Source organism: Enterococcus sp. C53, from assembly GCF_040887425.1.
Lineage (GTDB): Bacteria > Bacillota > Bacilli > Lactobacillales > Enterococcaceae > Enterococcus_B > Enterococcus_B hirae.
This window is the reverse complement of sequence record NZ_JBFOFT010000003.1, coordinates 316,395-336,019: the sequence shown is the minus strand read 5'-3', so window position 1 is coordinate 336,019 and position 19,625 is coordinate 316,395. Positions and strand designations below refer to the sequence as shown.

At 36.5% G+C, this 19,625-nt stretch carries 16 protein-coding genes; 3 read left to right on the top strand and 13 right to left on the bottom strand.

The window, feature by feature from the left end; genetic code table 11:
* Positions 1 to 377: 377 nt before the first annotated feature.
* From treC to AB3I42_RS06515, 3 genes are all read right to left on the bottom strand, one after another.
* Positions 378 to 2,006 carry an alpha,alpha-phosphotrehalase gene (gene treC / locus AB3I42_RS06525; protein ID WP_081123192.1) on the bottom strand — a complete coding sequence of 543 codons (1,629 nt, stop codon included), beginning with the start codon at positions 2,004 to 2,006 and terminating at the stop codon, positions 378 to 380.
* Positions 2,007 to 2,275: 269 nt separating this feature from the next.
* Positions 2,276 to 4,987 carry an FtsX-like permease family protein gene (locus AB3I42_RS06520; RefSeq protein ID WP_368022384.1) on the bottom strand — a complete coding sequence of 904 codons (2,712 nt, stop codon included), beginning with the start codon at positions 4,985 to 4,987 and terminating at the stop codon, positions 2,276 to 2,278.
* Between the two features lie 9 nt (positions 4,988 to 4,996).
* A complete protein-coding gene (locus tag AB3I42_RS06515; RefSeq protein ID WP_010720230.1) occupies positions 4,997 to 5,698 on the bottom strand; it encodes an ABC transporter ATP-binding protein in 702 nt (233 codons plus the stop codon).
* Between the two features lie 163 nt (positions 5,699 to 5,861).
* Here AB3I42_RS06515 and AB3I42_RS06510 point away from each other — a divergent pair, with 163 nt between their 5' ends.
* The 3 genes from AB3I42_RS06510 to AB3I42_RS06500 all read left to right on the top strand — a co-directional run bounded on the left by AB3I42_RS06510 (position 5,862) and on the right by AB3I42_RS06500 (position 9,990).
* On the top strand, positions 5,862 to 6,467 hold the full coding sequence (locus AB3I42_RS06510; protein ID WP_034867134.1) for a cysteine hydrolase: 606 nt from the start codon (positions 5,862 to 5,864) through the stop codon (positions 6,465 to 6,467).
* A gap of 84 nt (positions 6,468 to 6,551) precedes the next feature.
* Positions 6,552 to 7,577 (top strand): ribose utilization transcriptional repressor RbsR, encoded by a 1,026-nt coding sequence (locus AB3I42_RS06505; RefSeq protein WP_010720232.1) that lies wholly within the window; start codon positions 6,552 to 6,554, stop codon positions 7,575 to 7,577.
* A 322-nt stretch (positions 7,578 to 7,899) separates the two neighbouring features.
* Entirely contained in the window at positions 7,900 to 9,990 is a 2,091-nt protein-coding gene (locus tag AB3I42_RS06500) for a glucosaminidase domain-containing protein (RefSeq protein WP_181914282.1), read from the top strand.
* Between the two features lie 376 nt (positions 9,991 to 10,366).
* Here the strand turns inward: AB3I42_RS06500 and AB3I42_RS06495 are convergent, their stop codons facing one another.
* The 10 genes from AB3I42_RS06495 to AB3I42_RS06450 all read right to left on the bottom strand — a co-directional run bounded on the left by AB3I42_RS06495 (position 10,367) and on the right by AB3I42_RS06450 (position 19,598).
* A complete protein-coding gene (locus tag AB3I42_RS06495) occupies positions 10,367 to 12,175 on the bottom strand; it encodes an FtsX-like permease family protein (protein ID WP_368022383.1) in 1,809 nt (602 codons plus the stop codon).
* 14 nt (positions 12,176 to 12,189) lie between these two features.
* Entirely contained in the window at positions 12,190 to 12,942 is a 753-nt protein-coding gene (locus tag AB3I42_RS06490; protein WP_010720235.1) for an ABC transporter ATP-binding protein, read from the bottom strand.
* 6 nt (positions 12,943 to 12,948) lie between these two features.
* Complete coding sequence (locus AB3I42_RS06485) at positions 12,949 to 13,335, bottom strand: YxeA family protein (RefSeq protein ID WP_010736939.1); 387 nt, start codon at positions 13,333 to 13,335, stop codon at positions 12,949 to 12,951.
* Positions 13,336 to 14,016: 681 nt separating this feature from the next.
* The gene (locus AB3I42_RS06480; RefSeq protein ID WP_034699254.1) at positions 14,017 to 14,886 is read right to left on the bottom strand and encodes an SPFH domain-containing protein; all 870 of its coding nucleotides are present in this window, start codon (positions 14,884 to 14,886) and stop codon (positions 14,017 to 14,019) included.
* Between the two features lie 26 nt (positions 14,887 to 14,912).
* Complete coding sequence (locus AB3I42_RS06475; protein WP_010720238.1) at positions 14,913 to 15,407, bottom strand: DUF5348 domain-containing protein; 495 nt, start codon at positions 15,405 to 15,407, stop codon at positions 14,913 to 14,915.
* A 381-nt stretch (positions 15,408 to 15,788) separates the two neighbouring features.
* Positions 15,789 to 16,622 (bottom strand): DUF4097 family beta strand repeat-containing protein, encoded by an 834-nt coding sequence (locus tag AB3I42_RS06470; RefSeq protein ID WP_181914281.1) that lies wholly within the window; start codon positions 16,620 to 16,622, stop codon positions 15,789 to 15,791.
* Between the two features lie 17 nt (positions 16,623 to 16,639).
* Positions 16,640 to 17,254 carry a DUF1700 domain-containing protein gene (locus tag AB3I42_RS06465; protein WP_034866751.1) on the bottom strand — a complete coding sequence of 205 codons (615 nt, stop codon included), beginning with the start codon at positions 17,252 to 17,254 and terminating at the stop codon, positions 16,640 to 16,642.
* Positions 17,247 to 17,564, bottom strand: a complete 318-nt coding sequence (locus AB3I42_RS06460) for a PadR family transcriptional regulator (protein ID WP_010736935.1) — start codon at positions 17,562 to 17,564, stop codon at positions 17,247 to 17,249. The genes AB3I42_RS06465 and AB3I42_RS06460 overlap by 8 nt, the downstream gene beginning before the upstream one ends.
* Before the next feature lie 337 nt (positions 17,565 to 17,901).
* Entirely contained in the window at positions 17,902 to 18,927 is a 1,026-nt protein-coding gene (locus tag AB3I42_RS06455; RefSeq protein ID WP_010736934.1) for a HAMP domain-containing sensor histidine kinase, read from the bottom strand.
* A complete protein-coding gene (locus AB3I42_RS06450; RefSeq protein WP_010720244.1) occupies positions 18,924 to 19,598 on the bottom strand; it encodes a response regulator transcription factor in 675 nt (224 codons plus the stop codon). The genes AB3I42_RS06455 and AB3I42_RS06450 overlap by 4 nt, the downstream gene beginning before the upstream one ends.
* Positions 19,599 to 19,625: the final 27 nt, after the last annotated feature.

Here is a 19,625-nt window from a genome sequence, read left to right as displayed (position 1 = left end):
GTTATTGCTTCCATCATATTCTTTGATTTGCGATACTCAATTTTATCATTACTCAATCGTTTTTTTTCATGATTCTTTCTTCTTATCTCACATTTGTTTTTAGACAAAATAAAAACGACCTTAATCCAATAACTCATGGATTAAGCGTCGAATGTTTTACCACCAGCTGATGGTTCATTAAAAATACAATTTTCTTTCGAAATATCTCGTGTAAAATTTTATCTACAACCGATTCATCGTTTTTTTCAAAACAGTTGCTCATAAGGACATCAGTAATTTGTCAAACTCATGAAAATTTTTTATTACTTTAGAAACAAAGATCATGCTCAGTTACTATCGGCTCATCGTTTACCAATTTTTTGCTCTTGATCTTTTATTTACTGGATCAACAGGGCGATCGCTTGATAAGGCCTTAGGGTCAATTCCTCTTGAATAAGAGTATTGGCATAATTGCTGATAAGCGGTTGGGCACTAGCAAATTCTTCTGGGATCGTTATGGTCGTTTCATTTTCGTAAAAATTAGTTAAAACCAATAATTTTTGTCCGTCTAATTGTCTTAAATAACCGTATACTTGAGGATGATCGGGTTCATAAGCTTGATAGTCCCCTGATGCAATTACAGGATATTGTTTTCGCAATTGAATCAATTTTTTGTAGTATGCGAAAATCGATTGTTCAGATGTACGTTCTTGTTCTACATTGATGACCTCATGATTTGCTGCTAAACCTAACCAAGGTGTTCCTGTGGTAAAGCCAGCTGTTTCATCACTTGTCCATTGCATCGGTGTCCGAGCGTTATCTCTGGATTTCGCCTTGATTCGCCGAAAAGCTTCTTCTTCCGAGAATGATTGGTTCAGCATTTCTTGGTAAGCATTTAAACTTTCTACATCGACGTAATCATCGATATGCTGAAAGTCTGGATCGATCATCCCAATTTCTTCCCCCATATAAATATAAGGCGTCCCACGATTCAAATGGATCATCGTCGCTAACATTTTAGCCCCTTCTGTGCGGTATTTATCAATTGCTACAAAGCGGTTGAGGGCTCTTGGCTGGTCGTGGTTATTTAAGAACAACGCATTCCAGCCATTTCCTTTACTCATCGCTTCGCCCCATGTATGGAACAGACTTTTTAAAGCTTCAAAATCAAAAGGTGGCGTACTCCATTTGTTTCCATTTTCGTAATCAACCTTCAAATGATGAAAATTGAACACCATCGAAAGCTCATTCCGACTTGGTTCCGTATACAAAATACAATTTTCAATCGTCGTTGAACTCATTTCTCCAACTGTGATGATTTCTGGATCTTGACCAAAAGTTTCCCGATTTAATCGTTGAAGATACGTATGAGTAATCGGCTTGTCAGTATATTCTGCTTTTCCTTGGTTCTCTGCATTATTTTTGAGTTCTTCATCTTTCCCGATTACGTTGATCACATCAAAGCGAAAGCCTTTGACCCCTTTAGATATCCAAAAACGAACAACTTTGAACAACTCTGCTTGAACTGCTTCATTTCGCCAATTTAAATCTGCTTGTGTTTGATCATAGAGATGTAAATAATACTTACCCGTATCTCCAAAAGGCGCCCATGCATTACCACCAAATTTAGATACCCAATCGGTTGGCTCATCTCTTAGAATAAAAAAATCTTGGTAAAAACGATCGCCAGCTAAAGCTTTTTGAAACCATTCATGTTCTATTGAGACATGGTTTAAAACCATATCAAGCATAATCTCTATATTATAGCTCTTTGCTTGTGTGACTAGTTCTTCAAATTCTTCCATCGTTCCAAATAGTGGATCAATCGCTACATAATCAGAAATATCATAGCCATTATCTTTTTGTGGACTCGGATAAATAGGGTTCAACCAAATCATATCGACCCCTAGTTCATGCAGATAAGGTAATTTTTCTTTGATCCCTTTTAAATCGCCAATCCCGTCACCATTACTATCACGATAAGATTTAGGATAAATTTGATAAACTACTTTCTCATTAAACGACATCCTCATTCGCCTCCAATCAGCTATTATTCCAACTTATATATACAAGTTTACAAATCCTATTATAAAGGAAAAGGAAGCGTTTATCAAGGACAGAGCTAAGTCCTCTAATAGGAAGACCTCACCCATTATAAACTGTCGCACATCCAACAAATTGGCATAACAAAACCTACGTATTATTTTCCCTATACCAAATTTTCTTTTCATCAACCAGTTACTTAATAAAAAAACTTCTTGCAAAAGTCTACTCAACTTTTAGCAAGAAGCTTTTTTTATTCGTTTGATTTCAAAGCATCAATCATATTGATATTTTTCAGCTTGAAGTGGGTCGCTATCATAACGATAACTGTAAATTCAATAGTCAAAACAGCAGAAAGAGCATATGCTTTCCAAGTGATCACTAAGGGGAAGATCACCGTCTCCATTGAAGCCTGTTGTAAAATAAAGTCAGTTAGGACGTAGCCGATGCCAAATCCACCTACAATACCAACTAAAGTAAAAATAATATTCTCCCTCACAATATACATCGTTACTTCTTTATCAAAAAAGCCTAGTACTTTGATCGTTGATAATTCCCGCACTCGTTCAGAAATATTGATATTGGTTAAATTATACAACACGATAAACGCTAACAGCCCTGATAAAACGACAAAAATCACAACGATTGAATCGAGGTTCGCAAGTGATTCTTCTTGGGTTTCCATTTGTTTCGAAACAAATGATGTATTTGTTACTGCATTGGTTCCCAATAGCTTTTCTGACAAAGCATTCTCTTGTTTTTTAGACATTGGGTCAGCTTGAACTAAATAAGCATTTGTAGAAGCTTCGTTTCCTGATACTTTTTGATAATAGGCAGGGCTCATATAAACAAAGTTTCCTAAATAGTTTTGAGCAATGGCTTTCACCGTAACCGATAACTCTTTTTGGTCATCCGTGTACAATGAAAGGCGGTCTCCTTCAGATACATCAAACAGTTCGGCAGCTTTTTGTGTGAGGACGATTCCTGAATCATTCAACTCCATGTTACGTCCTTTTAATGAGATCAAGTGAATAAACGGTGATAGACCTTTTGACGTTTCCGGTATGATCATCGTTACGCTTTGAGTCGCTTGTCCTTGTTGCCGAAGCTCGATCGTTTGCATGTTTACTGCTAGCAAATCAGTAATTTTCGGATCGGATTCTAACTGTTCCTTTGCTTTTGTTTCACTGTTTTCTGTTTCTCCATCTAAAGTGACAATTGCTTGGTAATTCGTAATTGGGCCAAATTGTTTATCAGAAACAGAGCTTAAAGAGTCTTTCAATCCTACGCCTGCTACCATTAAACCAGCACAACCAGCAATCCCAACGATTGCCATAAACATTCTGGATTTATAACGGAACAGATTTCGATAACTGATTTTCTGATTAAAGCTTAATCTTGACCACAGTGGTGTGATATATTCCAATAATATTCTTTTGCCTGGTTTTGGCGCTTTGGGTTGTAATAAAGCTGCCGGTCTTTCTCTTAAATCTTTGAATAATACGATCATTGCTGCATCAAATGCAGCGATAAAAAACGCCACTGCCGCTTGTAAAATCGGAGACCAATCATAAAAAATGACTGCTGATCCGATATCATAGCGTTCATTCGATAGTTCAAAAATAATTCTTGGTAATAGATTGGTTCCTAAGACGGTTCCTAAAATAATTCCTAGACCAGAAGCTAAACTTGCATAAATAGCATATTTTTTTGCAATTTCAAATTTAGTATAGCCTAATGCTTTCAACGTACCGATTTCTCGTCGGTTTTCTTCGACCATCCGTGTCATCGTCGTAAAAGTGATCAATGCTGCAATAAAGAAGAAGAAAACAGGAAAAACATTAGCAATGGCTGCGATCCGTTCAGCTAAATCACCAAATTCTTGAAAACCCACATTATCTGAACGCTCTTGGAAACGATAGGTTGGTTTTTCCAAACGATTGATCTTTTCTTCATTTTCGGTAATTTGGGCCTGTGCATCATTCAGTTTTTCTTGTTGTTCAGCGACTTGCTTTTCTTGCTCAGCTAGCTGTGCTTCTTGCGTAGCTAGTTCATTAGTTGCTACTGTTCGTTGTACTTCAGGCAATTGTTCGATCATTGAACGTTGTTGCTCTAGTTGGGCTCTGGCAGCTGCCAATTGACTTTGTGCCAGACTAATTTGTTCTTGACCAGCACTCACCTTTTCTTTTTCTGGTTGTAAAGACTCCTTAGCTTGTTCCCTTAGTTCAGTTAAACGTGCAGCTGGTCGATCTTGAAAAAGTTTCTCCACGCTTTTTTGGTTTTGTGCCATTTTGTCCCGATATTCTTTACTATAAGTATCAAAGGATGAAACATTTTTAAACGTTAAGTAAATAACCGATTGAATGTCTGTGTTAAATTCTGTTTCAGGTAAATAAACAAAATAATCGATCGTGCCGTTCCCGACATTGGCAAAACCACGTTCTAAATTATTGATGAAAAGTGGCGATCGTACAAATCCAACAATTTGATAGTCTTTCTTTTTCACGTTGTCAGAATCGATCTTATACGTTTCGCCTATTTTATAGCCTAGACTTTTTGCTTTTTCATCTAGTACGAGTTCGTCTTTATTCTTTGGTAAATGCCCATCTACTACTTCTAAAAGGTTTTGTTTATTTGATTTTTTATAAGAAAAAACTTGCACAACTTCGTTTTTACTTGAGCTGGAATAATAAAATTGTTTTCCCGTTTCCAGTTGTGCATCAGGGATTTTTTCGGCTCTAGTTACGTCTTGTTCCGTTAAACCACCAGTTGAAATGATTTGTAAATCCGATAGATTGCCTTTTTCAACATAGTGATCCATCGTTTTTTGCATAACCGGCCCCGCCATTTTAACGCCTACGAATAACAAGGTCCCTAGCAAAATGATCAATACAATGGCAATAAATCTGCCTTTCGATTGTTTGATTTCTCTAGCACTTGCTTTAAGATATGTTTTTGTTTTCATAGCCCCTCCTTACCACACAATCTCATCAATGGTTGAAGGATGATCGTTTGTTTCAATCGAACGGACTTTCGCATCGTTGATATGGATGACACGATCAGCAATCGGTGCTAAGGCAGAATTATGAGTAATGATCAACACCGTATTTCCATGTTCTCTACTCGCATTTTGTAATAACTTCAACACCTGTTTCCCTGTTTCAAAATCCAACGCACCTGTTGGTTCATCACATAGAAGTAATTTCGGATTTTTTGCTAATGCTCGAGCAATGGAAACACGCTGCTGTTCTCCTCCTGAAAGCTGTGAAGGAAAATTGTCCAGCCGATGTGCCAGACCTACTTGTGTCAATACCTCCACTGGATCTAACGCATCTGGTGAAACTTCTGTTGCCAACTCGACATTTTCTTTTGCTGTTAAATTCGGTACCAAATTATAAAATTGAAATACAAATCCGACATCTGTTCGACGATAGGCGGTCAATTGTTTATCGTTGAACTGAGCGATGTCTGTCTGATCAATGATGATTTGCCCTTCATCTGGCTTATCCATCCCGCCTAATATATTAAGAACTGTTGACTTCCCTGCACCACTTGGACCAAGTATAATGACTAGTTCTCCTTTTTTGATCGCAAATGAAATATTATCATTTGCGGTAATCGTTGTTTCTCCCATTTTGTACCGTTTACATTCGTTGATTACTTCTACATAGCTCATCCTTCTTCTCTCATCTCCATCTCTTTACGAATAAAGTCGCTACTTTTTATTTTACCATTGAAATGAATCAGACTAAAGATTTGATAGACGATTCATTGACAAATACAGAAATTATGTTTTACTTACATGGAAAACGATCTATTCATTGAAAGAAGGAAAACCCATGACTACTACAAAATCACCTATTCCACTCGAATTAGCAAAAACAGCTTTTTTACCAATCGATCTCCAAAAAGGAATTGTGAATTCTGGGCAATTATTCCCTTATGATGCAACCACCATCCTCTCAAACAATCAACTGATTGCTGAGCAGTTAAAGCATACACCTGCTTGGAATATACTAGTCAATGTCGATATTACCAGCTTTCAGTATTTGAGTGCTAAAAATGACCGAGCACAAGCAGGTGCTTTTTATACCCCCCCTAAAGAATTTACTGATTTATTACTTGAACCTACCACCAAAGGAACACAAAACACACTCACGATCACTAAACATAATCCAAGTGCTTTTTTTGGAACGTCTTTAGATGCCCAACTTCGTCGAAGAAAGATCGATACGCTCATTCTTTCAGGTGTAGCAACTTCAAACGGTGTCTATGCCACCGCTTTAGATGCTTTTCAACATGGTTACCATGTTATTGTTATCGAAGATGGTTGTAGTGATCGAGATCTAGAACTTCATACGCTCTTTTTTGAAAAAATGTTTCCAAAAACAGCACGAGTGCGTACAACCAAAGAAATCCTTCAAGCAATCGAAGAAGCCAGATAAAGGAACCAAACACGCCTTGTTTTTCATTTACATTGCTGGTTTTCCATGGGAAAATAAAAGTAACCGTCAGATAGGAGTATCAGAATGAAGAAAAAGAAAATAACGATTAAAGACGTGGCAAAACATTCTGGTGTTTCCATTGCCACTGTTTCATTGATTTTAAATGGTAATGAAGAAAAATTCAGCGCTAAAACAGTTGAAAAAGTGCTTGCTTCAAAAGACATTCTCGGCTATCAACCTGACTATGTCGCTCGCCAAATGATTACGAAAGAAACAAAAACGATCGGTGTCCTCGTGCCGGATATCACCAACCCTTTTTTTAATACGCTAATGCGTGGAATTGAAGATGTGTTATACAAACAAAACTTCGTGACGATTTTATGTAACGCTGATTCTGACCATCAAAAAGAAATTGAGTATTTAGCCGAATTAGCACGACGAGGAGTCGATGGGTTTATCATAGCTACTTCCGCTGTTTCGACTACAGCAATCAATGAAAATCTTAAGAAACAAAATCGACCTTTTATTGTGTTGGATCAAAAAAAGGCTGAAGGATTTAGTGATGCGATCAGCACAGATGATTTTCGTGGAGGATACTTGGCTGGTACACACTTACTTCATTTAGGTCACCAATCCATTGCGCTCGTTTATCCACAAAATCCCCCTGAAAACGTCTATCGTAGGATCGAGGGTTTTAAACATGCACTAGATTTTTATCAGCTCTCGCACGACAATTTATTGTTACTACCTACTCATTTTTCTAAAAATGGTGGGTACCAGGTCGTTCCAACGATTCTTAATTCCTCTGCGACCGCAATCTTTGCCTTAAACGACGAGCTCGCTTTTGGTATTTATCGTGGGTTGGAAGAACATGGAAAGAAAATCCCCGAAGATTATAGTGTGATTGGATACGATAATGTGGATATGTGTGAATATGTCAAACCAAAATTAACGACGATCGCTCAACCAATTTTTGAATTAGGACAATCTGCTGCTCAATTATTATTAGCCCGTATCCAGTCGCCTGAAAAAGAATGGAGCGAAAAATTATTACCAGTAGAATTGAAAAAAAGAGCTTCAACTAAGCGTGTAAGTAGCATTTGTGAATAAATTATGAAGAAAAAAATAAAACATGATGAAGTATTTTTGTGTTTTATTTTTTTTTTGTTTTTTACGGTCGTTATTTTTACAAATATTTTGTAGAAATCTATCTCCTTTGGTACAATTTAAGTAGTATGACCATTTCCCCCAAATTTGTTCTCCCCCAACAAATTAATGGCATGCAGAATAATTAAAATATTAAAGCGAAGCGACTTATTAGAAAAAAGAATCGTAGCTTATTAATCAAAAAAATCAGATCTTTGTTATGTATTAACAACAGTTGCATGAGCATAGAGACTCGTCACAAGCAAAAAGAAAAGGAGTACCGCATATGAACAAAAATAAAGCAATACGCCTACTTGCTGCATCTTGGCTGATTGCTCCAACGATTTTATCGACTCAAGCTGTTTTTGCAACAGAAAACCAACCAACAACTACAAGTAGCTCACTTGTTTCGGGAAGTGATTCTGTAACTTCAACAGCATCAAGTACAGACACAACTGAATCGTCCACCACAGATTCATCAGCCACAACTGGCTCAACGGGTGAATCATCAACGACTGAAACAGGTGAATCAACTGAGAAACCTGCGGAAGAAGTTGCGACACATACACTGACAGTTAATCCCGAATTACTGGGGAAAATTAAGCTGTCTGTTATCAGTAGCGCCCCTCGAGAAGAAAAAGAGTTGACCATCCAACCTAATGGCACGGTCAGTGGGTTGAAAGAAGGAACGAAAGTGTTCTATGAAATCACCCCTCCTAAAGGTGAAAAATTACTTTCTTTCCAAGTAAATGGTGCCCAAGAAGTGAATTATCAAAAAAGATTCTTTGTCGTTGGTGTAATGGATCTATCATTGACTGCTTCATTCAACACACCAACTGTTCCATCTGAAGACTCTTCTACTCAGGATACGACTAATTCAGCTGGAAATACTCAAGATTCTTCTCAAACGACAAAACCTAATGATACAACGAAACCTAGCACAGATAAAAATAAACCAACTGATAGTTCAAAAGAACAATCGAAACCGTCAACGTCAACCAGTAACGATTCAGTTGTTTCAGCGAATACCAATAATTCTTCCAATCACCAAATAAATGACAAAAATAAAGGTCAACAGGCAGGAATTGAAAATCCTGTAGACGGGTCCTCCGATTTTGTCAGCAAAACACCGATTGAAACAACTTTACCAACAAACACGACAGCAGTTCAAAAAGAAATCGTGAAAGAAGCCTATAAATATTTAGGCAGACCCTACGTTTGGGGAGCAAAAGGACCAAGTACATTTGACTGTTCGGGTTTAGCTTATTATGTTTACATGAAAGCTACTGGTCATTATATCGGTGGATGGACAGGTGAACAACAATACGCTGGAACACAGATTCCAATAGATCAAGCACAACCAGGTGACTTAGTATTCTGGGGACCTTCCTCAGGTGTCACTCACCACGTTGGGATTTATATTGGTAATGGACAATTTATTCATGCCCCTCAACCAGGTGACAAAGTTCGGATTACTTCAATTGCTGATTTCAGACCAGATTTTGCAGTACGTGTCAATATCGCAGGTCTACCAAGCGTGACTGACCAACTGAAAAACCAGTCGATTTTAGATGGTTTAAATGATTCATTCAACTTTACAAAAAATCAAACAACGGATCAGTTTTTGAAAAAAATTGCTACAAGCGCGCAAGAAATTGGTCAAAAAGAAGGCATTTACGCTTCTGTTATGATGGCTCAAGCGATTTTAGAAAGTGGTTCTGGCAATAGTTTGTTGGCAAGTGAACCAAACTATAATCTGTTTGGCATAAAAGGAACTTATGAAGGAAAAAGTGTTTTGTTCAATACTTTGGAACAAGACAGCAACGGTGCAAATTACCAAATCCATGCAACCTTCCGTAAATACCCTTCTTATAAAGAAAGCTTAGAAGACTATGCGAAATTGATCAAAGGCGGGTTGTCCAATAACAAAGATTTCTACAAACCAACTTGGAAATCTGAAGCCAAAAGTTATAAAGAGGCAACGAAGTATCTGGAAGGCCGCTATGCTACAGATAAACAATACGCCAAAAAATTGAATACGATCATTGAATCGTATGATTTAACTAAATACGATGAACCGAAAAAAGAAGATAATAAAGAAACCAAAGTTAAAAACGTTTCAAAACCTTTGGTAGTACCTGTGTCTTGGGATAAAAATGAGATGTCGCTAGTTGACGTAGACACTTGGTCTTTAAAAACAATTACGAAAAAACCAGAATATCTTTCTACAATGAAAACACCAAATTACTGGGAATTGTACTTGCAACTATCTGCCAGAGAAATTCCAAAAACGACTGTCATTAAAGTCAAAGCCGATACCATTCCTTTATTGAAAAACTTAGCGATCATCCATCCATCGTGGAGTAGATTAACTTAAAAAAAGCTATGACAGAAGTGTCTAGCTCTGAAAACAAGTCGGAGAAGAGGTTGAGACAAGTTTTGTCTCAGTCTCTTCTCCGGCTTATTCATGTTTAGAGTGAACGTGTGATGTCTCAGATGTTTCTTGTTTTAGCGTACACAAAAAGCACACAACCTTGTAAGATTCAAGTAACGAACAAAAATCAAAGGAGTGTGCCTTTTGTTTAACTATTGGATCGTCCATCAAACCACTTCAGTAATCCATATGGAACAATTTATTCCTCCAGAAGCTGATATTGCCTAGTTCAATACCTCAGATGAACCAATGCTTCTTTTTCGTCTCTTTAACAAGTGCTATCGATGAAACCAACCAATTTCACCTATTTAGAGTATTTTTATTTCTCTCTTTTCAAAACAATACTTGTATATAACCAAACAGTCAATACATAGTAAATAAAGTACATGACAAAGAAAATTCCGAATGGTATCAACACATCACGATATGGATCATTCATTAAAAATTCAAATAGTCTTAAACCAAATAAGACATGGATCGCTCCTAAAATACCAGGCGCTAAGAATAAAACACCAATTTCTCGTCGAATCGATTGTCTTAATAAGCCACGAGTCGCACCGATTTTTTCTAACATCGTATATCGACCAATGTCACTCTTACTACCTGAAAGAATCTTAAACATCAAGCAACTTGCTAACATCGCTAAGAACGCAATTCCTAGGAAGAAGCCCATAAATTCCATCCCTGAGAAAATACCATTCACTTGTTGATACATTTCATATTTTTGTCCACTCATGGCTTGGTAATCTTTCAACTCTGGATTGACTTGATTATTTTCTTTTACTAATGTTTCGATACCTGATAAACTTGCTTCAAAATCTTTGACTGTAATTAATTGTAACGTTGTTTCTGGCAACGCTAATTGATCGAATTCACTTGCACGAACTAATTTTATTCCCTTCGCTTGTTGCGTAGGTAATTCGTTTTGTCTTAATGTCTCTTGCAAATCACTTGAATTTGCGATTTCTTCAGCAGTTGCTGTCTTTACTTTGTTATCCGCAAAAGTGTTCCCACTATATGCAATATATCTAAGCGGCTCTTTTTCCCATTCATCATAATTGTAATAAACGTATTGTTCATCTTCTTTTTGGGCATAGATGTTATTTGACGTTGGATTTAGTTCTCCGACTTTTCCTTGGTCAATCTTTTGTGCATTGTTTAGAACTAAATCATAAGCGTTTGATGAATTGGTCAATGCGGAGATTTGATTTCTGAATCCTAAACCAACCGTTAACGCTCCTAAAGCTAAAGCAAATAAGATCGCTACCATTGAAAGCATTTGCGTATAGTCCCGAATCCTAAAGCTTAATTGTGATAAGGTAAAGTTGTTCAACTTTTTCAATGAGATACCTTCTGATTTTTTCAGTAAAGACAAGAAGAAAATAATCACTGAATGGAAAATGAAATAGGTTCCCAGACAAATCGTTACGAGAGAAATCCCTAAACCAGACAATCCAATACGTGCAATTTCTGATAGAACGTAATAACCAACGCCTAATAAAACAACCCCTAATACAACTTCAAGTAAAAATAAAAATTTATTTTGTTTCATTCGTGTTGGTGTAGCTTCCGCACGAATCAATGTAAGAATTGGCTTTTTCACAATTGAAAAAGCATTGGTGATTGCTGCTAATAAAAACAAAACAGCAAAAAAGAAAAGAGTGATCAGAATACCCTTTACACTAAATGGTGTAAAATGTGTAATTGAAATGTTTAATTGTTCAACGAGTATTCGTTCCACAATACTTGTTAGCCCTACACCAATCGCAGAGCCAACGACGGTCGCCGTTGCACCCACAACAAATGTTTCGGTAAAAATCATTTGTGCAATTTTTCTGCCCTTAGCCCCTAACATCATAAACATTGCATAATCTTTCTGACGCATCGCCATTAAAAATGAATTAGCATAAAGGATGTATACAAAAGTAATGATTGCTAATAATACCGAGCCAAAATGAAAAATTAAAACAGTTGATCCAACGGTAGAATTACTTTCTAAAAACGCTTCATTGCTTGCGATTGACTCGAACATATAAAAAATAGCTGAAGTCATAACCAAACCTGAAAATAAAACAATATAATCTCTTAAACGCCCTTTAATCCCAGTAAGCGATAATTTCCAAAGCATGTTTTTTCCTCCCCTTACTGTTCTAGATTTCCTAAGATCGTTAAAATATGACGATAAAACTCATCACGGCTTTGTTCGCCACGTTTGACTTCTTCGTGGATACCGCCATCTTTGATAAATAAGATTCGTTCACAGTAGCTAGCAGAAAACGGATCATGTGTTACTAATAGAATTGAAACATCATCTTTTTGATTCAATTCTTTCATCGTATCTAGCAAATCACGCGCACTCTTAGAATCTAAAGCTCCAGTCGGTTCATCACCTAATAAGATCGTTGGTTGTGTAACCAAGGCACGAGCTGCTGCTACCCGTTGTTTTTGACCACCTGAAATCTCAGAAGGATAACTTCCCATGATATGAGAAATCGATAAACGTTCTGCTACTGCTTTGACCCGTCGCTTGATTTCTTTAGGTTTAACGCCTTGTAAGGAAAGTGGTACTGCAATGTTTTCTTGTGCAGTTAAGTTTTCTAGTAAATTAAAATCTTGGAAAATAAAGCCAATCTCTTTCGCACGAAAGTCTGCTAATTGGTTTCCTTTTAACTTTGTTACATCGTTTTGATTGATTCGGATATTTCCGTCTGTGGGTTTGTCTAATGTAGATAAAATATTTAACAACGTTGATTTACCAGATCCAGAAGCCCCCATGATTCCGATAAATTCTCCTTTTTCTACTGTAAAGCTAATCCCACTTAAGGCTTGTGTCTTCTTCTCATTATTCTTACCGTAGATTTTTGTTACATTTTGAACCTCAACAATTTTTTCCATTTTCATCTATCCTTTACTTAGTTTTTCTTGTGCTAACTTAGGTATATCGTTTTGTTTAACTTCTTCATAAGAAGTGACACCTTTTTTTTCATTCCATGTAATCTCTAAATAGGCTCCTTTTCTTAAAGGACGCGGTTTTTGTCCATTAAATGTTAATATTTTTTCACTTCCCTTTTCATCATATCCGGGAAGAGTATATTTATATTGGATGGTTATTTCATTACGATTATCTTTTATTTCCTCTTTTTCTCCATCTGTCGTAATTTTGACATAGTAGCTATCGCCACCCATGATCATTCGATCCGCAATTTTTAGGCCCCCAAAGATAAAAACTACCGAACCTAATACCAACGCTGCAATGGAAATGCCAATCCCGACCAGTAGTTTCTTCATTTCCTCTCCTTCTTTCACATATGATAGGGCAATTATAAAAAAAAAGACCGTATTTTACCTTTGATTTAGCTGTCAAATATCTTTCAATATTGTCATTTATCTATCACAAAGCAAAAGAGTGATCCGCAAGCTTGAATCGAATCGTTTTTTATTTAGATAATAGTTTGATGAATTTTATAAAAAGAAGTTGAGATAAAAGTGTTTAGCATCAAGAAATAAGAAGGAATTTCCGAAAACTGCTTCTCAAATTTTTTGAAGATGCCGCTTTGATCTTACCGTGAACAAGAGGTCAGCTCTTTGAACGCCGTGAATCAGAGGTCGTGAAAACATCGGGTAGCTCTGATGACAATAAGAAAGAATTTTTTGAAACAGCTTCTCATGTTTTGAAAAATTCAGGCTTATTTCAAGGAGCTGATGTTTGAACACCGTTTAAAGCAAGAGGCTGTGAAAGAAGCGTTCAACTCCGAGCGAATAAGAGAGGATTTTTTAAAATAGCTCCTCATATTTTAGAAAATCATCGCTTATTGTTGAGGAGTTGCTTCTTGAACACCGTTTATTCGTTTTTAGAAATACTAAAAAAGACTGAGTTTTGGCTCAGTCTCTGACTACTCTACTGTTCTATTATAGAAAAAATACAGTTGAAAAATTCGTTACAATCATACGATATTTACTCAATAATGGCTATTTTTCTTTCACTGTCCCTGTATTAATGACTGGTTGTGTTCCTTTATCTGTAATAATCGAAACAAGTAGGTTATTGATCAATTGGACTTTCCGATCATCTGTGAAATTGATTTCTTGTCCTGTTTCAATTTGTTCCAATGCCATTTGTGTCATCGTAACTGCTCCTTCAACGATCGTTTGCCGAGCAGATAAAATAGCTTTTGCTTGTTGTCTTTGTAACATTGCACTAGCAATCTCAGTCGCATAAGCTAGATGATTCAATCTCGTTTCAATCACCTCGACCCCAGCAACAGATAACCGCTCTTGTAGCTCGTTGGCTAATTCATCAGAGATGGCAGTCGTATTGCCTCGCAAAGTCAAATCTTCTTCATTGAAAGTATCATAAGGGTATTGGCTGGCAATATGACGAATCGCTGTCTCACTTTGAATCTCAACAAAATCTTGGTAATACGCCACATCGAACAACGCCTTAGCCGTGTCAACAACTTTAAAGACTACGACGGCAGATATTTCGATGGGATTGCCGTCTAGATCGTTCACCTTTAAAACCGAACTGTTAAAATTTCGTACTTTTAAAGATAAGTTGATTTTTTGTGCAAACGGAACCGTTAAGAAAAACCCACTTTCTCGTATCGTCCCAATGTACTGTCCAAAAAACAAAATAACTTTTGCTTGGTTGGGACTAACAACCGTTGCGGAGCTTAGTAGTGCAATAGCAATCAACCAACAAACGAAACCCATGACCGTCTGGAAGATTGCTCCACTTGTCATGCCAAAATAGAATAAGAAGCCGCCGATACCAACTAATAACACCAAACCGATCAATCCAATATACCCATTTACATAAACCGCTTTCTTTTCACTCATCACTTAGTTCCTTTCTTAGACCATTCCTACATGATTGGTTTCTTTCTAATCCGTGCCATCACTCCCTCTAATTCTAATTCCTTATCTTCTGTGATATACCAACCACTCACTTGTGGTCCTCCGGAAGTTTGGGGTAGATATTCTAACCTTGTGCGTACCCAATGTTTTTCTTCAGTAAAATAATCTTCCACTAAAATCTCTAAATCAATTCCTGCAGAAAGAATCAAATTCTCTCGAACTGATTTGAACACAAAACGCTCTTTTTCTTCGTCGTACTTTAAGATCCCTGTATCTAAAATCGGCAAAGAGTAATAGTCTAATTCCCTCTTTACTTTCAATAAATGATGGAATACTTCATTGTAAACTTGTTCTAATTGCCGACCTTCTGAGTTATTCGGGTAATCGATCATCACACGTTCTTTTTTTGTATCATAATATTTATGATTAAGTTCCGTGAGATAATTATGTAATTTTGTTATTTCTAACTGTAGCTCTTCTCGTTTCGCTTCATCTATTCTCATCTATTTTTCCACCTTATTATCTCAGCTGTGTTTTCTCTATTTTCTCTTATTTTACTACAGATTTGTAAGTTAAGCGATGAAAAAAATCGTTATTCCCCATGATACTGCCCGATGTCTTAGCATCCTAACAGTCATGTCTGTTATATTAGCTAACCTATCCGAGATAAAAGATGTAAAATCGTTATCTAAATGTGAATAAACTGTTATTCGAAAAAAACTTTTACGTGGATCATCATCCATAATCAACGACCGTCATTCAAAATCTTTTGAAAAAAATCGCTTAATCAAAAAATCGAAAAGTTCCAAAAATAGTTGCACCTATCTTTGAACCTCTTCGATTTATTTCTCTTTACTTACTCTTAATGACAGACTTTATCCTTTTTAAACATCATATTGATGGTTTTCGTCAGCTATCACCACACTGCTATCATAACCAGTGATTTTTATATTGTTTTCTCCTTTGATCACTGTTTTGATTGGTAATTCTTCATTATTTTTTGTGACAGTTGACATCCCTAATAGATCAATATCTAATCCAATCTCTCCATTATCAAGAAAGTCTACATAGCAATTTTCTAACATAACTGTTCCTTGGGTATTTTTGAATCCATTTAAGAATAGATTCCCATACTTGGCATTCAATTCGATGTTTGAAATATCTGAATTATCAATATTTACATAACTTTGCACAGAATTTACTTTGACTTTTTTTCCATCAACTTTATTAAATGTAATGTATCCACCATTATTTGTAACGGAAACATTCTCACTCACTACGTCATTTAATAAAAGTTGTCCTTGCTCTCCTTCTAACACAAGTTGATCTAAAGGAAGTTCGCTAGGAACTGTCAGAGTGATTTTGGATGTGTTATTCATTACATGAAACAAGACGTTTTGTTCACGACCACTTCCGTTAATCGTCAAAGTATCTCCTTTAGTAGTGACTTGAGGTTTACTTGCTTTTTCATACGTAGAGTTAACTTCAAAATTTTTGCCACGTTTGATCTCAACTTGTTGGTATTGTGCATTGACCACTATTTTGTTGATTTTTTCTTTTGTCGATATCACTTGTGAGTCATGCTTCATTTCGACCAATTGAGGGCCATTTTCCCAAGCAAGGCTTCGGTGCGTCCCAAACGCATAGGTTGTCCCGGCAAGTAAGCCACCACTAACCATCAAGCCTAGACCAGCCATTAAAAAATATTTTAATTTCATCTTCACACCTCTTTTTCTTATAACTTCGACGAATGAATCGCACGTCTCGTTACAAAACGACGTCCAACCCACTTCACAAAATTCATCATCATTTTAAATATCCATTTTGTCATTTTCAGAAGGAGCGGCGCACAGAAGACGACAGTTCCGGTAGCGAATAGCCCTAATCCAACGTAAAATAATCCACTTTCTATCGACTGCCCCAACACACCAATACCCGAAACAACTGAAAATAATCCAAGCCCTAAAACAGTAATACAACCGACATAACCACCTACCAGCAAAGCGACTAATAGACATAATAACCCCACGATCACTGCAACAAAACCAATCGCCAAAGGAATCAACAGAGGGGAGGCACATAAGCCAATCATGATCATCCAAATCAATCGAATTTGTCGTTTAGAACTTCTTGGGTTGACTTCATCTGTTGCTGAATCATCTTGTTCAGAGAAATAATTGATTTTCAATTTAAGCGCAAACTGTTTAGGCGTACCATATTCTTCAATGATTTGATCAATTGTTTTGCCAGAATCTAAAAAATATTCTTCATAATATTGAATCAAATCGAATCGGTCATCTTCAGGAATCTCTTGGATTTCCTCTATTACCTCATCTAAATATTCATTCATGTTTATTATCCTCCAATAATCGATTTAAGGAATCTCGAAAGACGATCCACTCATCAATAATATCTTCTAACCGATTATACCCCGCTGGTGTTAATTGATAATATCGACGATTTCTTCCTTCAAAGGGTTCATCATAAGTATCTAAAAATCCTTCTTTTTTTAACCTTCTTAAGACGGGATACATCGTTGACTCACTTACCGACAGGCTTTCCTGTACGATTTTAGTCAACGCATAGCCATACATATCTTCTTTACTCAATGCAGCTAATACCGTGCCATCAAGTAATATCGTTGGAACTTGGATGTGCATTCCTTCACCTTCTTTTATACAATATCTTCTTTCACAACATATTATACTACATATAATATTGTTTTAAAATATAAATGTTGATTATTTTAAATAAAACAGCATAATACTCAGATCTAAAATCTATAAATAACGACCCGAAATCAATTGTTGCTTCAGATTATTAGAGTTGAGCCATTTGAGAAAGACAAAAACATACTAAGATGAGTGGGCAAGATATTCGACGGAATACCTTACCCACTCATCTTAGTATGTTTCTTTTATAACGTAATTGATCTGGTTTTAGTTCATAATAAAACAATTGAACAGAACAACTACTTCATCATTAAAGTTTAGCTTTTTATTTTTTCAAGCTGATCACAGCTGTGGTTCCTACCTCAGGAATGCTGTTATAGCGTATCGTACCCTCATGCAATTCAAGGATTTTTTTTACCAAAGACAATCCCAAGCCATTGCCAGCCATCTGACGGCTTGTGTCTCCTTGATAAAATTTTTCAAAAATGCGATTTTGAGTTTCTTCGTTCATCCCTACACCTGAATCCGTTACTTCCAATAAAATATCTGTAGCATTTTGAGTCAAACGAATTTCGATCTTGCCATCAGGTTGATTATACTTGATCGCATTATCCATGATATTCAACCACACCTGGTATAAAAATTCTTCGTTTCCCTCATAAAAGACCGTATCCAAATCGATATGCAACTTCAACCCTTCCCATTTAGGTTGCAAAAACACGATGACTTCTCGTATTTGTTCATCTAAACGAAATTTATGCTTTTCGATTTTGACACTTTGGTTTTCTAACTTATTTAGTTTCAAGATATTTTCAGTCAACTGTGAGAGCTGAGTAATATTTTCAATCAATCGTTGCAAAAACACTTGCTTCTCTTCTTCTGGAATATCTGGTGCTTGTAACAATTGGACATAGCCTTGGATCGTCGCTAGTGGTGTTTTAAACTCATGTGAAACACTCGAAACAAAATCATTTCTTAGCGTTTCGATGCTATTGAGTTCTTGGACCATCACGTTGAAATCTTTATATAACTGTTGGACTTCTGCGACTTTGGGAGGTTCCTCCATTCGAATAGAAAAATCACCTGTAGCTACTTTACTCATATTTTTACGTAGTTCACTGATTGGCTTCAAGATCCTATGACCGACAAAGCCAGAGATTACCGTGCCGACGATCATGCTAAAAAAAGCAAAAACGAATAACGGATAGAGTGTTGGTCTTTCAGATGGCGTAACGTTTTGATGAGAAAGCAAAAAAATAAAGCCTAAGAAGCACAGTAGAGTCACTAATATTGAAACAAACACAATGCTAGCAAAGTAGATCCACAGTTGAGAGTATAATTTCTTTTTCATCTTTTGACCTCCGCTTTATACCCGAGTCCTCTAACGGTGATGAGCTGAAAATCTTCACTTGCTTCAAAACGTGTCCTTAATCGTTTGATATGTACATCGATCGTTCGTTCTTCTGTATTTGTATCCAACCCCCAAATATCGTCCATCAATTGTTGTCTCGTAAAAATCTTATTCGGGTAAGCTAACAGTTTGTAAAGCAAAAGAAATTCTTTCTGAGGCAGCACACTAACCTTTTCATTTTGTCTCACTTCATACGTTTCCTGATCTAAGGTAGTATTTCCAATGTTCAATTGATTACTATGATTGATTTTTGCTCGCCTTAATAACGCTTCCACACGTAAAACCATTTCATTGACATCTACGGGTTTCGTCATGTAATCATCCGTTCCTAACTGGAAACCGCGTTTTTTATCTTCAAAATCGGCTTTAGCCGTGATCATCAGCACAGGAAGCTCTATTTTCCCATCTCGTAAACTTTCCAACAATTCATAACCATCCATCTCAGGCATCATGATATCGGTAATAATCAATTCTACATGAAAATTTTCCAATCGTGCTAGTGCTTCTGTTCCACTACTAGCTGTGACTACCGAAAACCCAGCATGTTCTAATACTGAACGATAAAGCAATTGTAAATTTTCATCATCTTCTACTACTAATATACGGTTCATTTTATTCCCTCGATTTTTTGAAAAATT

What these genes read in the sequence shown, in the direction of transcription:
- treC (WP_081123192.1), bottom strand. Translation starts at nt 2,006, where the DNA reads ATGTCGTTTAATGAGAAAGTAGTTTATCAAATTTATCCTAAATCTTAT.
- AB3I42_RS06520 (WP_368022384.1), bottom strand. Translation starts at nt 4,987, where the DNA reads ATGAAAACAAAAACATATCTTAAAGCAAGTGCTAGAGAAATCAAACAA.
- AB3I42_RS06515 (WP_010720230.1), bottom strand. Translation starts at nt 5,698, where the DNA reads ATGAGCTATGTAGAAGTAATCAACGAATGTAAACGGTACAAAATGGGA.
- AB3I42_RS06510 (WP_034867134.1), top strand. Translation starts at nt 5,862, where the DNA reads ATGACTACTACAAAATCACCTATTCCACTCGAATTAGCAAAAACAGCT.
- AB3I42_RS06505 (WP_010720232.1), top strand. Translation starts at nt 6,552, where the DNA reads ATGAAGAAAAAGAAAATAACGATTAAAGACGTGGCAAAACATTCTGGT.
- AB3I42_RS06500 (WP_181914282.1), top strand. Translation starts at nt 7,900, where the DNA reads ATGAACAAAAATAAAGCAATACGCCTACTTGCTGCATCTTGGCTGATT.
- AB3I42_RS06495 (WP_368022383.1), bottom strand. Translation starts at nt 12,175, where the DNA reads ATGCTTTGGAAATTATCGCTTACTGGGATTAAAGGGCGTTTAAGAGAT.
- AB3I42_RS06490 (WP_010720235.1), bottom strand. Translation starts at nt 12,942, where the DNA reads ATGGAAAAAATTGTTGAGGTTCAAAATGTAACAAAAATCTACGGTAAG.
- AB3I42_RS06485 (WP_010736939.1), bottom strand. Translation starts at nt 13,335, where the DNA reads ATGAAGAAACTACTGGTCGGGATTGGCATTTCCATTGCAGCGTTGGTA.
- AB3I42_RS06480 (WP_034699254.1), bottom strand. Translation starts at nt 14,886, where the DNA reads ATGAGTGAAAAGAAAGCGGTTTATGTAAATGGGTATATTGGATTGATC.
- AB3I42_RS06475 (WP_010720238.1), bottom strand. Translation starts at nt 15,407, where the DNA reads ATGAGAATAGATGAAGCGAAACGAGAAGAGCTACAGTTAGAAATAACA.
- AB3I42_RS06470 (WP_181914281.1), bottom strand. Translation starts at nt 16,622, where the DNA reads ATGAAATTAAAATATTTTTTAATGGCTGGTCTAGGCTTGATGGTTAGT.
- AB3I42_RS06465 (WP_034866751.1), bottom strand. Translation starts at nt 17,254, where the DNA reads ATGAATGAATATTTAGATGAGGTAATAGAGGAAATCCAAGAGATTCCT.
- AB3I42_RS06460 (WP_010736935.1), bottom strand. Translation starts at nt 17,564, where the DNA reads ATGCACATCCAAGTTCCAACGATATTACTTGATGGCACGGTATTAGCT.
- AB3I42_RS06455 (WP_010736934.1), bottom strand. Translation starts at nt 18,927, where the DNA reads ATGAAAAAGAAATTATACTCTCAACTGTGGATCTACTTTGCTAGCATT.
- AB3I42_RS06450 (WP_010720244.1), bottom strand. Translation starts at nt 19,598, where the DNA reads ATGAACCGTATATTAGTAGTAGAAGATGATGAAAATTTACAATTGCTT.